Source organism: Streptomyces mayonensis, from assembly GCF_018982965.1.
Classification (GTDB): domain Bacteria; phylum Actinomycetota; class Actinomycetes; order Streptomycetales; family Streptomycetaceae; genus Streptomyces; species Streptomyces mayonensis.
This window is the reverse complement of sequence record NZ_JACBYP010000071.1, coordinates 15,025-28,139: the sequence shown is the minus strand read 5'-3', so window position 1 is coordinate 28,139 and position 13,115 is coordinate 15,025. Positions and strand designations below refer to the sequence as shown.

Genomic DNA, 13,115 nt, shown 5'->3' with positions numbered 1-13,115 from the left:
GCCCCCTCGCAGGCAGCGGCGCACTCGTGAGACGGCGTATGGAGAGAAGCGATACCTGTGAGCGCAGCGACAACGCGAAGCCGCACCCCTGACCGTCTGTGCGCCGAGGCCGTCGACCTCGCCCGCGCCGCAGCCGAGGAGGCCGCCGCCCCCGGCGTCGTCGGTGAGCACGACGGCATGGTCTCGGAGGGCGACCGGGTCGTCACCCACTTCTTCGCCTGCAAGGAGCTGGGCTACCGCGGCTGGCGCTGGGCCGTGACCGTGGCCCGCGCCTCCCGCGCCAAGGTCGTCACCGTGGACGAGGCGGTGCTGCTGCCCGGCCCCGACGCGCTGCTCGCCCCCGAGTGGGTGCCGTGGAGCGAGCGGCTGCAACCCGGCGACATGGGCCCCGGCGACCTGCTGCCCACCGACGCCGAGGACCTGCGCCTGGAGCCCGGCTGGACCGGCGAGGACGAGCCGCCGCCGAACTCCGCCGTCTCCCACGAGATGGCCGACCTGGTCGAGGCCGAGGACGCCGAGGTCACCGCGGGACCGCCGGCCGAACTGTCCGCCGTACCGGCACGCGGGACGATCTCCGCGGTCGCCGAGGAGCTGGGCCTGCGCCGCACCCGGGTGCTGTCCCGGTACGGCCTGCACGTCGCCGCCGACCGCTGGGAGGAGGGCTACGGCCCCAAGACCGCGATGGCCCAGGCGGCCCCCGCCTCCTGTGTCAGCTGCGGGTTCCTGGCCCGTATCGGCGGCTCGCTCGGACAGGCCTTCGGCGTGTGCGCCAACGAGTTCTCCCCGGCCGACGGCCACGTCGTGTCGCTGGCGTACGGGTGCGGCGGGCACTCGGAGGCCGCGGTCATGCCGAAGCCGCCGCGGGTGGCTCCGCCGGTGATCGACGAGACGCGGGTGGACCCGTTCCCGCTGCGGCCGGCCTCGGACTCGGGCTCGGTCCCGGCGACGGAGGACGCGGCCTCGGCGGAGCTGGGGCATTCGTAGCCCTGCCCGGTCCCTGCCCGGTCCCTGCCCGGTCCCTGCCCGGTTGTCCCTGCCCGGTTCCTGCCGGGTCCCTGCCGGGCTCATCCCTGGCGCTGTCCAGCCCGTCTCGGTCTCTGTCGGGTTCGTCTCGGTCTCTGTCGGGCTGGTCCCGCGGTTCGTGCCGGGCCCTGTCCCACGGTTTGTGCCGGGCTCGTCCTGGTCTCTGCCGGGCTCGTCCCGCGGTTCGTGCCGGGTCCCGTCCCGCGGTTTGTGCCGGGCTCGTCCTGGTCCCGCCGGGCTCGTCCCTGCCCGGTTCCTGACCCGTCCCTGCCCGCTCCCTGGCCAAGTCCCTGCCTGGTCGCCGCCCTGTCCCCGCCCAGCCCGTGCACGGGGCTCCCCAGCCTGTCTCAGGCATTGCCCAGCCCGTCTCAGGTGCTGTTCAGCCTGTTTCAGGTGCTGCTCAGCCTGTTCGAGGGGCGCTCAGCCCGTCTCAGGTGCTCCCCAGCCCTGCTCAGCCCGCGTCGGAGCCCCCGTTCGTCTCTTGAGAACCGCCTGCTCAGGGCCCGGGCGGCGTCGGCGGAGGGCCTGAGCGGCCCCGGCCGGTCCGGTCGTCCCGGAGCGGTGCGGGTCCGCCCTCGCGGTACCTTCGTGGTCCGTCGATGAGGAGAGTCACCGTGAGCATGTTCGTACGGCCTGCCGCCGAGGGTGCCGACCCGTTCGGTACGGCACGTCTGCGGCGCGGGGTGCTGGACGCCTGGGCGACGAGCCCGGCCCGGTTCCGTGAGGACGCCAACGCGGAGGAGGACCTCGTCCTCGGCGGCTACCGCGACCGGCTGGTCGTCGAGCTGGCGCAGAACGCCGCCGACGCCGCCGCACGGGCCGGCGTACCCGGCCGGCTGCGGCTCACCCTGCGCGACGGCGTCCTCGTCGCCGCCAACACCGGCGCGCCGCTCGACGCGACCGGCGTCGAGTCGCTGTCCACCCTGCGCGCCTCCGCCAAGCGGGACGCGGGGGACGGCTCCGTCGGCCGGTTCGGGGTCGGCTTCGCCGCCGTCCTGGCCGTCACCGACGAGCCCGCCGTCGTCGGCCGGCACGGCGGGGTGCGCTGGTCGCTGGCCGAGGCCCGCGACCTGGCCGCCGACACCGCCCGGCACAGCCCCGGCCTCGGCGACGAGATCCGGCGGCGCGACGGCCACGTCCCGCTGCTGCGGCTGCCGTTCGCCGCCGAGGGCAGCGCCCCCGACCCCTACGACACGGCCGTCATCCTCCCGCTGCGCGACCCGGCCGCCGCCGACCTCGCCGAACGGCTCCTGCACGGTGTGGACGACGCCCTGCTCCTCGCCCTGCCCGGCTTGGCGGAGGTCGTGATCGAGGCGGGGGACGAGACCCGTACGCTCTCCCGCCGCGGCGAGGACTCCCTCACCGTCGTGGACGACTCCCGCGCGGGCACCACCCGCTGGCGCACCGCCACCGCGCACGGCCCCCTCACCCCCGACCTGCTGGCCGACCGGCCGGTGGAGGAACGGCTGCGCCCCCACTGGTCCGTGACCTGGGCCGTGCCCGTGGACGCCGACGGCGCCCCCGCCCGCCCTCGTACCAGCCCCGTGATCCACGCGCCCACGCCCAGCGACGAGCCGCTCGGCGTGCCCGCCCTGCTCATCGCGTCCTTCCCGCTGGACTCCACCCGCCGGCACACCGCGACCGGCCCGCTGACCGACTTCCTCACGGAACGCGCGGCCGACGCCTACGCCGGTCTGCTCGCCGACTGGCGGCCGGTCTCCACCGGCCTCATCGACCTGGTGCCCGGCGCGCTGGGCCGGGGCGAACTGGACGGCGTGCTGCGCCGGGCGATCCTCGAACGCCTCCCGCGCACCGCCTTCCTGCCGCCCGCCGTCCCCGCCGAGGACCGGCGCGCGGAGGACGACGACCTGCCGGAGTCCCTGCGCCCCCGCGACGCCGAGGTGGTGGAGGGCGCGGGCGCCGACACCGTGCGGGTCCTCGCCGAGGTGCTGCCGACCCTGCTGCCCGCCGGTCTGGAACGCCGCGCGGAGCTGCGCACGCTGGGCGTGGCCCGGGTGCCGCTGACCGACGCGATCGACCGGCTGGCGGGCCTGGAGAAGGCCCCCGGCTGGTGGCGCGAGCTGTACGACAGCCTGGCCGGGGTCGACCCCGACCGGCTGTCCGGACTGCCGGTGCCGCTGGCCGGGGACGCCACCCAGCCGCCCGGCACCGGGGCGGGACGTACGACGATCGGGCCCCGGCAGGTGCTGCTCCCCTCCCCGGAGGCCGCCTCCCTCGACCCCGGGGTCCTCACCCGGCTCGGCCTGAAGATCGCCCACCCGGACGCCGCCCACCCGCTCCTGGAGAAGCTCGGCGCCCTCCCGGCCACCCCGCGCGCCGTGCTCACCACCCCGCAGGTCCGGGCCGCCGTCGCCGCCTCCCTGGACGACGAGGGCGCGGCGAACTGGGAGGAGGACGCCCTCGACGCCGACGAACTGGCCGACACCGTCCTCGGCCTGGCCCGCGACGCCGGGCTCGACGCCGGGGACGAGCCCTGGCTGGGCGCCCTCGCGCTGCCCGACGAGGACGGCGAACTCTCCCCGGCGGGCGAACTCGTCTTCCCCGGCGGCCCGTTCGCGCAGGTCATGCGCGAGGACGAACTCGCCGGCGTGGACGCCGAGCTGGCCGCCAAGTGGGGTCCCGAGCCGCTGGCCGCGTGCGGCGTGCTCGTCACCTTCGCCCTGGTCCGCGCCACCGACGTCGTCCTCGACCCCGACGAACTGGAGCCCCGCGAGGGGGACTTCGCCGAGCCGGACGACGCGGGCCTGCTGGACGCCGTGGACGTGTGGAGCGAGGACGTCCTCGACCGCTTCCCGGACAGCCCCGTGCCGCCGGTCGCCACCGAGATCGTCGCCGTGCGCGACCTGGACCTCGTCGACGACGACCGCTGGCCCGAGGCCCTCGCCCTGCTGTCCCGGCCGCCGCTGCGCGACGCGCTCGTGCAGCCCGTGCGCGTCCTGCTGCCCGACGGCACCCACGAGGTCGTACGGCCCTACACCGCATGGTGGCTGCGCGGGAACCCGGTGCTCGGCGGGCGCCGCCCGGCGGGACTGCGCGCGGCGGGCGGCGACCCGCTGCTGCGCGGCCTGTACGACGACGCCGACGCGGCCGGCTTCGAGGACGAGCAGGTGCTGCGGGCGCTGGGCGTGCGCACGTCGGTCGCCGCCCTCCTCGACGAGCCCGGCGGCGCCGCCGAACTCCTCGACCGGCTCGCCGACCCCGACCGCCCGGTCGCGGCCGCCCAACTGCACGCCCTGTACGGCGCGCTGGCCGACCTCGACCCGGAGCAGGTCACCCTGCCGGACGAGGTGCGGGCCGTCGTCGACGGGCGGGTGGAGGTGGTGGACGCCGCCGACGCCGTGGTGGTCGACTCGCCGGACCTGCTGCCCTTCACCTCCGGTGTGCCGCTGCTGCCGGTCCGCCCGGCCCGGGCCGCCGAGCTGGCCGAGCTGTTCCAGGTGCGGCGGCTGAGCGAGTCCGTCACCGGCCGGGTCGACTCCGAGGGCACCGAGCACGACGTACCGGAGCCGGTGCGGGTGCTGCTCGGGGCGCGGACCCCGGCGTCGTACGTGGAGCACGAGGAACTGGTCGTCGACGGCGTGGAGATCGACTGGCGGCTGACCGACGACGGCGTGCTGCACGCCGCGACCCTGGAGGGCGTGGCCGCCGGCCTCGCCTGGGCGGCCGGCCAGTGGCCCCGCCGCTTCGAGGTGGCGGCCCTCCTGGAGGACGAGTCCCGCACGGACGAACTGGCCCGGGACCGCTGGTTCGACTAGCGGGTTCCACCCTCACCCGGGCGCCCGGCGGACGCCTCATCCGGGCACCCGGACGCCCGGACGCCTGGGCACACGGTGGACGCCTCGCCCGGGCACCCCGGGCACCCGCCACCCGGGCACCCGCCACCGGGCCCCGGCGGACGTCTCGCGCCGGCACCTCAGGCACGCCCGGCACCCCCGGCACCCCCGGCACCCCCGGCACCCCCGGCACTAAGCATCACACCGGGAAGCGCCGGTCCACCCACCGCCACACCAGTTCCAGCAGCCCCGCTCCGGCCACCGCGATGGCGACCGCGGTCCACGGCATCGTCACGCCGACCAGCTTCAGCGCGAAGAAGTCCTGCAGCCACGGCACCGCCAGCACCACCAGGAACGCCAGGCCCATCGCGGCCACCAGCAGCACCCGCCACCAGGTGTAGGGCCGGGCGATGATCGCCAGTACCCACATGGAGATCAGGAACAGCGTCAGCGTCGCCGCGCTCGTCTCCGCGTCCAGCGCGCCGGGCCCGGAGTAGTGGCTGCGGGCGACGAGGTACGTCGCGAAGGTCGCCGCGCCCGCCACCACGCCGCCGGGGATCGCGTACCGCATCACGCGCCGTACGAAGTGGGGCCTGGCTCTCTCCTTGTTGGGGGCGAGGGCCAGGAAGAAGGCGGGGACGCCGATGGTGAGCGTGGACAGCAGGGTGAGGTGGCGGGGCAGGAACGGGTACTCGACCTGCGAGCAGACGACCAGGATCGCGAGCAGCACCGAGTACACGGTCTTCACCAGGAACAGCGTCGCCACGCGTGTGATGTTGCCGATCACCCGGCGCCCCTCGGCGACCACCGACGGCAGCGTGGCGAAGCTGTTGTTGAGCAGCACGATCTGCGCGACCGACCGGGTCGCCTCCGAGCCCGAGCCCATCGCGACACCGATGTCGGCGTCCTTGAGCGCGAGGACGTCGTTGACGCCGTCGCCGGTCATCGCGACGGTGTGGCCGCGCGACTGGAGGGCGCCCACCATGTCCCGCTTCTGCTGCGGGGTGACCCGCCCGAAGACGGTGCCCTCGTCGAGCGCGCCCGCCATCTCCTCCCGCTCGGCGGGCAGTCGCCGCGCGTCCACGGTCGTGCCGGACAGCCCCAGCTTGGCGGCCACCGCGCCGACCGACACGGCGTTGTCGCCGGAGATGACCTTGGCGCTGACGTCCTGGTCGGCGAAGTAGCGCAGGGTGTCGGCGGCGTCCGGGCGCAGCCGCTGCTCCAGGACGACCAGGGCGAAGGGCTCGACGCCCTCGGCCACCGCGGGATCGTCGAGGGCGCGGGCGGCGCGGGCGAGCAGCAGGACGCGCAGCCCCTGCTCGTTGAGCCGCCCGGTCTCGGCGAGCGCCGGGTGGTCCTCGGCCAGCAGCACGTCCGGCGCGCCCAGCAGCCACGTACGGGAGGTGCCGTCGCTCTCGCGGAAGGTGGCGCCGCTGTACTTGCGGGCGGAGGAGAAGGGCAGCGCGTCGGTGCGGTGCCGGTCCCCGCCGGCCGGGTAGGCGTCGATGACGGCCTGGAGGGAGGCGTTCGGGCGGGGGTCGGACGCGCCGAGGGCGCCGAGCACCGAGCGGACGTACGCCTCGTCGGCACCGTCGAGGACGCGCAGGCCGGTGACGTCCATGCCGCCCTCGGTGAGGGTGCCGGTCTTGTCGAGGCAGACGGTGTCGACGCGGGCCAGGCCCTCGATGGCGGGCAGCTCCTGGACCAGGCACTGCTTGCGCCCGAGCCGGATCACGCCGATCGCGAAGGCGACGGAGGTGAGCAGGACCAGGCCCTCCGGGACCATCGGGACGATGCCGCCGACGGTGCGGGCGATCGAGTCGTCCAGCGCGTTGTCCTTGGCGAACAGCCGGCTGAGGATCAGGCCGATCGCGGTCGGGACCATCATCCAGGTGACGTACTTGAGGATCGTGGAGATCCCGGACCGCAGCTCGGACTGGACCAGCGTGAACCGCGAGGCCTCCTCGGCGAGCTGCGCGGCGTACGCCTCGCGGCCGACCCTGGTCGCCCGGAAGGCGCCGCCGCCCGCCACCACGAAGCTGCCGGACATGACCTGGTCGCCGGGCTGCTTGACGACGGGGTCGGCCTCGCCGGTCAGCAGGGACTCGTCGATCTCCAGCCCGTCCGCCTCGACGCACACGCCGTCGACGACGACCTTGTCGCCGGGCCCGGTCTCGATGACGTCGTCCAGCACGATCTCGGAGGTGCTGACCTCGGCGGCGGTCCCGTCCCGGCGCACCGTCGGCCGGGCCTCGCCGATGACGGCGAGCGAGTCCAGGGTCTTCTTGGCCCGCCACTCCTGGACGATGCCGATGCCGGTGTTGGCGAGGATCACGAAGCCGAAGAGGCTGTCCTGGATCGGCGCCACGATCAGCATGATCACCCACAGGACGCCGATGATGGCGTTGAACCGGGTGAAGACGTTGGCGCGGACGATGTCGGTCAGCGAGCGGCTGCTGCGCACCGGCACGTCGTTGACCTGGCCGCGTGCGACCCGTTCGGCGACCTGGGCGGCCGTGAGCCCGGCCGGGGAGGCGGGAGCGGAGACGGCGCCGTCGGGTTGCGCGGGATCGAGCCGGTCGTCCGCGTCGAGATGCGTCATGCGTTCGACGGTACGTGCGGACCTACGGCTCCACCCTCCGGAATGGGGGAAGATCCGACCAGAGTACGAGGCACTCCGGCGCGGTGTGCTGCCCTGGTACTACCCCGTGGCCCGTACCCCTTGGCCTCGCACTCCGTGGCCCGTACCCGCTGGTCTCGCACCCCGTGGCCCGTACCCCTGGCTCGTCACCCCTCCGCGGTCTCCCGTGCGGCGGCCTCCCGCCTGATCGCGGCGTCGCGCCCCCGGACGTACCAGATGCCGATCAGGCCGAGCCCGGCCCCGGCCAGACAGGTCCACACCCACCAGGCGTGCCCGCGGTCGTCGAACCAGCCGTAGAAGGGCAGCTGCACCAGGAAGAGGACGAACCACAGGGCGGTGCCGCCGACGATGGTCGGAACCACGGGGCCCTCCAGGGGCTCCGGCGCCTCGTGCGTGGGTGTCCACTTCGTCATGCGTACAGCTTACGAGGGAGTTCCGACAGAGGTTCGCCAGGACTCCGCGAGGCAGCCGCCAGGCAGACGCCAGGGGTCTACGCGCGGAGATAGCGCTCCGCGGCTCATACGTTCATACTGAACCCGTTTGTCTCTGACTGTTTTCATTCGTAGGAAACACCAACAGGAACGCCGACACGGCCGTGGGGGAACCTGTCGGTGCATGAGGTTCCGCATGTCCACCTCGGCCTCCGCCAAGGTCCCCCCGTCCCCCGAACCGCCGGAGGACCGCCGGCCCCCGCAGAACGGCCTCGACCGTTACTTCAGGATCTCCGAGCGCGGCAGCACCCTGCCCCGTGAGATCCGCGGCGGCTTCGCCACCTTCTTCGCGATGGCCTACATCATCGTGCTGAACCCGATCATCCTGGGCAGCGCGAAGGACATGTACGGCCACCAGCTCGACAACGGCCAGCTGGTCACCGCGACCGCCCTGACGGCGGCGTTCACGACGCTGCTGATGGGCGTCATCGGCAACGTGCCGATCGCGCTCGCCGCGGGCCTCGGCGTGAACTCGGTCGTCGCCCTCCAGCTCGCCCCGCGGATGTCCTGGCCGGACGCCATGGGCATGGTGGTGCTGGCGGGCTTCATCGTCATGCTGCTGGTCGCCACCGGCCTGCGGGAACGCGTGATGAACGCCGTGCCCTACGGCCTGCGCAAGGCCATCTCCATCGGTATCGGCCTGTTCGTCATGATCGTCGGTCTGGTCGACTCCGGTTTCGTCACCCGGATGCCCGACGCCGCGCAGACCACCGTGCCGCTCCAGCTGGGCACCGGCGGCCACCTGCACGGCTGGCCGGTGCTGATCTTCGTCCTCGGCGTGCTGCTGACCCTCGCGCTGATCGTGCGCAGGACCCCGGGCGCGATCCTCATCTCGATCGTCGTGATGACCGTGGTCGCGGTGGTCGTCAACGCCGTCACCGACATCCCGTCCTGGGGCCTGACCACCCCAGAGTGGCCGGGCAACCCCGTCGCCACGCCCGACTTCGGACTGGTCGGCGAGGTCAGCCTGTTCGGCGGGTTCGGCAAGGTCGGCGTGCTGACCGGGGTGCTCTTCGTCTTCACCGTGCTGCTGTCGTGCTTCTTCGACGCGATGGGCACGATCATGGGCGTCAGCGACGAGGCGAAGCTGACCGACGCCGAGGGTCAGATGCCGGGCATCAACAAGGTCCTCTTCGTCGACGGCGTCGCGGTCGCCGCGGGCGGTGCCAGCTCGGCCTCCGCCACGACCTGCTTCGTGGAGTCGACGGCGGGCGTCGGCGAGGGCGCGCGTACCGGCTTCGCCAACGTCGTCACCGGCGCGCTGTTCGCCCTGGCGCTCTTCCTCACGCCGGTCGCCACGATGGTGCCGTCCCAGGCGGCCACCCCGGCGCTGATCGCGGTCGGCTTCCTGATCCTGGCCGGCTCGATCCGGGAGATCGACTGGTCCGACTTCACGATCGCCATCCCGGCCTTCGTGACGATGCTGATGATGCCGTTCACCTACTCGATCACCAACGGCATCGGCATGGGCTTCCTCACCTTCTCGGTGCTGCGCCTGGCGGCCGGACGGGGCCGCGAGGTGCCGGTGGCGATGCACGTGGTGTCGGCGGTCTTCGCCTTCTACTACCTGATGCCGGCCCTGGGCCTGACGTGAGCCGCCCTCTGTGGACGCGGGCCCAGGCGACCCCGTAGACGCGCGCGGGCTTCAGGTGACCCCGTAGAAACGTTCCGTCTCCTCCACGGCGGACTGGAACCGCTCGTCGAAGTCATTGCGGACGAGCGTCCGGACGACATAGTCCTGGACGCTCATTCCTCTTTTCGCCGCATGATCCCGGAGCCGTTCGAGCAGCTCCCCGTCCATCCGCAGGCTGAGCACGCTGGTCCCCATGTCCACGAGGGTCACCCCCGCTGGACGGGTGTCGCTCCCATTTCCGTAACCGACTCACTCGTACGGGTGAACTGTGGGTTTCAGTGGCGGGCGTCACGGGCACGCGGCTGACGGGCGGTAGTACTTCGCCAGACTAATGAGTTACGCTAAGGAACATGCCGGACCTCAAGCATGGCGACGACGCCGCCGCCGTGAACTCCCTGCGCTCCGCCGTGATGCGGTTGTCCCGTCGGCTCAAGCACCAGCGGGTCGACGAGTCGCTGAGCCCCACCGAGATGTCGGTGCTCGGCACCCTCTCCAACTGCGGCAGCGCGACCCCGGGCGAGCTGGCCCGCAAGGAACACGTCCAGCCGCCCTCGATGACCCGCATCGTGGCACTCCTCGAGGCCAAGGGCCTGGTCCGGCTGGAGCCGCACCCCGAGGACCGGCGCCAGAAGGTCGTGACGCAGACCGAGCAGGCCGTGGTGATGCTCGAGGAGAGCCGCCGCAAGCGGAACGCGTTCCTGGCCACGCTGGTCGAGGGACTCGACGACGACGAGTGGGCGAAACTCCGCGCCGCGGCGCCCGTGCTGGAGAAACTCGCACACCGGTAAGCAGCATTCGCGAGGAGGCGAACCCTTTTGAGTACGGGACCCGGAGCAGCTTCCGCCCCCGCACCTGACGGCCCCGACGACCCGACCACCGCCCTCACCCCCGACGCCCCTCGCAAGACGTCGATGTTCGCCTCCCTGAAGGTCAGGAACTACCGCCTGTTCTTCATGGGCCAGGTCGTCTCCAACATCGGCACCTGGATGCAGCGCATCGCCCAGGACTGGCTGGTGCTCAGCCTCACCGGCTCCTCGGCCGCCGTCGGCATCACCACCGCCCTGCAGTTCCTGCCGATGCTCCTCTTCGGCCTCTACGGCGGCGTCCTCGTCGACCGCTGGCGCAAGCGGCCCACGCTGCTCGGCACCCAGTCCGCGATGGCCGTCACCGCCCTCGCCCTCGCCGTCCTCACCCTGACCGGCCGGGTCGAGGTCTGGCACGTGTACGTCGCGGCCTTCGCGATGGGCCTGGCCACCGTCCTCGACAACCCGGCCCGCCAGTCCTTCGTCGCCGAGCTGGTCGGCCGGGACCAGCTGCAGAACGCGGTCAGCCTCAACTCCGCCAACTTCCAGTCCGCCCGCCTCGTCGGCCCCGCCGTCGCCGGTCTCATGATCACCGGCGTGGGCACCGGCTGGGCGTTCCTCGCCAACGGGCTGTCCTTCGTCGCGCCGCTCAGCTGCCTGCTGCTGATGCGCGCCCGCGACCTGCACGCCGTCGAGCGCACCCCGCGCGGCAAGGGCCAGCTCCGCGAGGGCCTGCGCTACGTCGCCGGGCGGCCCGAGCTGATCCTGACGATCACGCTGGTCGGGTTCATCGGCACCTTCGGCTTCAACTTCCCGGTCTTCCTGTCCGCCTTCGCCGACGACGTCTTCGACGCGGGCGCCGGGGCCTACAGCCTCTTCAACACCCTGATGGCCGTCGGCTCGGTGGCCGGCGCCCTGCTCGCCGCCCGCCGCGGCACGGCCCGGCTGCGCGTCCTGATCGCCGCGGCCCTGGCCTTCGGCGCGCTGGAGATCGTGTCGGCGGCGGCACCCGCGCTGTGGTTCTTCGCGCTGCTCATGGTGCCGATCGGCGTCTTCAGCATGACGGTCAACGTCACCGCCAACACCAGTATCCAGATGTCCACCGACCCGGCCATGCGGGGCCGCGTCATGGCCCTGTACATGATGGTGTTCCTCGGCGGCTCCCCGGTCGGCGCCCCGATCGTCGGCTGGGTCACCGACACCTACGGCGCCCGGGCCGGCTTCGCCTCCGGCGGCGCGGTGGCCGCGACCGCGGCGATCGTCATCGGCCTGGTCCTGGCCCGCGTCGGCAACCTGCGCCTGTCCGTCGGCTGGCACCGCGGCCACCCCCAGGTCCGCTTCGTCCCCCGCGAACGCGAGGAGGCGCTGGCGCCGGCGGCATGACCGGGGCCAGGTGGGGCCCGGTCAGTCGCGGGGGAAGTCGTCGGTCCTGAGCGTGAGACCGACGACGGTGCCGGTCAGATCGACGTCCTCCCCGAAACCGAAGCTGACCGCGCCGTGGTACTTGCCGTCTTTGGGGAGGGTGTGGAGGCGCCACTCGCCGGCGTACGGGTCGACGATGAGGTACACGGGAACTTCGGCGGTGGCGTAGGCGTCCTTTTTAGGTCCGTAATCGTTGGCGGCGGTGTCCTTGGAGATCACCTCTGCGACGAATTCGATGTCTTGATAGCGCCAGTGGCCCTTGCCGTCCTTCACTGACCGATCGGAGATGGCCGCTACGTCGCAAGCGAACCCGTTCAGCCGGCCAGGGAAGTCGATCCGCACGTCCGAAGCCAGTTGTTTACGTGAGTACTTGGCGTGCAGTTGTTGCAGGAGGTCAAAGATGATCTCGAAATGATGGTGCCGTTGCGGCGACATGAAGACGTGACCCCCGACGATCTCGGTCTTGTATCCCTCGGGGACGGGCATCTTCTCGAGCCACTCGAACATGACGTCCAGAGTCAGCTCGGTGCTCTCTTCGGCCATCTCGATCCTGTCGTCAAGGACGGTCATCGTGGCGCTCCTCCCCGGCTGCCCCCGACGCGAGTGCAGCCGCGCGGTACAACGATACGCACGGTGACCAGGTCACGCGCGGACGCACGCGTGTTCCCCGGGTAAGACTGGCCTGCATGAGACTCTTCGCCGCCCTGCTGCCGCCCCAGGACGTCACCGATGCGCTGGCCGACGAGGTGGCCGCGCTGCGGCGACTGCCCGGTGCGGACGGGCTGCGCTGGACCGGGCGCCCCGGGTGGCACCTCACCCTGGCCTTCTACGGAGAGGTCGACGACGGCCTCGTACCGGACCTGTCGGCCCGCCTGGAGCGGGCGGCCCGGCGCACCGCGCCCTTCGAGCTGGCGCTGTGCGGCGGCGGGCAGTTCGGGCGGGGACGGGCGCTGTGGGCCGGGGTGGAGGGCCCCGGGGGCGGGCTCCCGGCCCTGCGGCTGCTGGCCGGCCGGGCGGAGGCGGCGGGCCGCAGGGCCGGCGTGCCGACGGGCGAGCACCGGCGCTACCGGCCGCATCTGACCCTGGCCCGCAGCAGGCAGGACCTCGACGCACGCCCGTACGTCGACGCGCTGGACGGTTTCACGGGTCCCGTCTGGACCGTGACCGACCTGGCGCTGGTGCGCAGCAACCTTCCGGACTCGGGTGTTCCGGGCGAGCGGCCCCGTTACGAGGCGGTCGCCCGCAGTCCGCTCGGGGCGTCCGGTTAGGCTCGGGGGCGTGGACCCGAAGACCCGTAACCGGATCATG

The 13,115-nt window shown here is 72.9% G+C and carries 10 protein-coding genes; 6 read left to right on the top strand and 4 right to left on the bottom strand.

All coding sequences use genetic code 11. The annotated features are described in order from the left end of the window. Positions 1–57: 57 nt before the first annotated feature. On the top strand, positions 58–984 hold the full coding sequence (locus tag HZS56_RS24220) for a DUF3027 domain-containing protein (protein WP_216722888.1): 927 nt from the start codon (positions 58–60) through the stop codon (positions 982–984). A gap of 653 nt (positions 985–1,637) precedes the next feature. Next, a complete protein-coding gene (locus HZS56_RS24215) occupies positions 1,638–4,799 on the top strand; it encodes a sacsin N-terminal ATP-binding-like domain-containing protein (RefSeq protein ID WP_216722887.1) in 3,162 nt (1,053 codons plus the stop codon). A 217-nt stretch (positions 4,800–5,016) separates the two neighbouring features. Here HZS56_RS24215 and HZS56_RS24210 read toward each other — a convergent pair whose 3' ends face one another. Both HZS56_RS24210 and HZS56_RS24205 read right to left on the bottom strand, forming a co-directional pair. Then, positions 5,017–7,419, bottom strand: coding sequence for an HAD-IC family P-type ATPase (locus HZS56_RS24210; protein ID WP_216722886.1), 2,403 nt, complete (start codon positions 7,417–7,419; stop codon positions 5,017–5,019). Positions 7,420–7,604: 185 nt separating this feature from the next. Continuing rightward, positions 7,605–7,871, bottom strand: a complete 267-nt coding sequence (locus HZS56_RS24205; protein WP_216722885.1) for a DUF2530 domain-containing protein — start codon at positions 7,869–7,871, stop codon at positions 7,605–7,607. A 214-nt stretch (positions 7,872–8,085) separates the two neighbouring features. Between HZS56_RS24205 and HZS56_RS24200 the strand changes: the two genes are divergently transcribed. Beyond that, positions 8,086–9,543, top strand: coding sequence for an NCS2 family permease (locus HZS56_RS24200; RefSeq protein ID WP_216722884.1), 1,458 nt, complete (start codon positions 8,086–8,088; stop codon positions 9,541–9,543). A gap of 51 nt (positions 9,544–9,594) precedes the next feature. Here HZS56_RS24200 and HZS56_RS24195 read toward each other — a convergent pair whose 3' ends face one another. Continuing rightward, entirely contained in the window at positions 9,595–9,777 is a 183-nt protein-coding gene (locus HZS56_RS24195; RefSeq protein WP_253914776.1) for a BrnA antitoxin family protein, read from the bottom strand. Positions 9,778–9,932: 155 nt separating this feature from the next. Here HZS56_RS24195 and HZS56_RS24190 point away from each other — a divergent pair, with 155 nt between their 5' ends. Further along, entirely contained in the window at positions 9,933–10,370 is a 438-nt protein-coding gene (locus tag HZS56_RS24190) for a MarR family winged helix-turn-helix transcriptional regulator (RefSeq protein ID WP_216722882.1), read from the top strand. Positions 10,371–10,397: 27 nt separating this feature from the next. Then, a complete protein-coding gene (locus HZS56_RS24185; RefSeq protein WP_216722881.1) occupies positions 10,398–11,768 on the top strand; it encodes an MFS transporter in 1,371 nt (456 codons plus the stop codon). Between the two features lie 21 nt (positions 11,769–11,789). On the opposite strand, the gene HZS56_RS24180 is transcribed toward HZS56_RS24185, so the two are convergent. Continuing rightward, on the bottom strand, positions 11,790–12,377 hold the full coding sequence (locus HZS56_RS24180) for a Uma2 family endonuclease (RefSeq protein WP_216722880.1): 588 nt from the start codon (positions 12,375–12,377) through the stop codon (positions 11,790–11,792). A 116-nt stretch (positions 12,378–12,493) separates the two neighbouring features. Between HZS56_RS24180 and thpR the strand changes: the two genes are divergently transcribed. Next, a complete protein-coding gene (gene thpR, locus HZS56_RS24175; RefSeq protein WP_216722879.1) occupies positions 12,494–13,075 on the top strand; it encodes an RNA 2',3'-cyclic phosphodiesterase in 582 nt (193 codons plus the stop codon). The last annotated feature ends 40 nt before the right edge of the window (positions 13,076–13,115 follow it).

Bases quoted from the DNA above. Each gene is read 5' to 3' on its own strand.
- HZS56_RS24195 (WP_253914776.1), bottom strand. From the start codon at position 9,777: ATGGGGACCAGCGTGCTCAGCCTGCGGATGGACGGGGAGCTGCTCGAA.
- HZS56_RS24205 (WP_216722885.1), bottom strand. From the start codon at position 7,871: ATGACGAAGTGGACACCCACGCACGAGGCGCCGGAGCCCCTGGAGGGC.
- HZS56_RS24190 (WP_216722882.1), top strand. From the start codon at position 9,933: ATGCCGGACCTCAAGCATGGCGACGACGCCGCCGCCGTGAACTCCCTG.
- HZS56_RS24210 (WP_216722886.1), bottom strand. From the start codon at position 7,419: ATGACGCATCTCGACGCGGACGACCGGCTCGATCCCGCGCAACCCGAC.
- HZS56_RS24180 (WP_216722880.1), bottom strand. From the start codon at position 12,377: ATGACCGTCCTTGACGACAGGATCGAGATGGCCGAAGAGAGCACCGAG.
- HZS56_RS24200 (WP_216722884.1), top strand. From the start codon at position 8,086: ATGTCCACCTCGGCCTCCGCCAAGGTCCCCCCGTCCCCCGAACCGCCG.
- thpR (WP_216722879.1), top strand. From the start codon at position 12,494: ATGAGACTCTTCGCCGCCCTGCTGCCGCCCCAGGACGTCACCGATGCG.